The 304-nt window shown below is 39.5% G+C and carries 1 protein-coding gene; it reads left to right on the top strand.

The features are described 5' to 3' along the window. Positions 1–116 precede the first annotated feature (116 nt). On the top strand, positions 117–304 hold a 188-nt coding region (locus tag D0T66_RS16305), incomplete at its 3' end, for a hypothetical protein (RefSeq protein ID WP_221412249.1).

Below are 304 nucleotides of genomic sequence, written 5' to 3'. Positions count from 1 at the left end.
ATAAGGGAGGTGATTTTATTGAGGGTATAGAAGACAAGAGGATAGGGATTTGAAGCTAAGCATGAGGGAAACCTGATGCTTATTTTTAGCAAAAAGAAAAGGAGTAGAACTCAAATATGAAGAAAGTAAAGAAACGGTTACTGACCTTAGTAGGAGTGGTGATGATGCTTTTGACCCTAGTTATGACATCACAGGTAAAGGCAGAAGATAAGACAGTGTTCAAAGTGACAAAAGAGGAGTCAGCGAACGGAAAAATAAAGATTACAGAAGGGGAGGATAACTGGGTTTACGTAACGGTTCAGGC

The sequence above is a fragment of the Dysgonomonas sp. 25 genome (assembly GCF_010501075.1).
Taxonomy (GTDB): domain Bacteria; phylum Bacteroidota; class Bacteroidia; order Bacteroidales; family Dysgonomonadaceae; genus Dysgonomonas.
The sequence above is the reverse complement of the archived record's forward strand: the minus strand, read 5'-3'. Positions and strand labels throughout refer to the sequence as shown.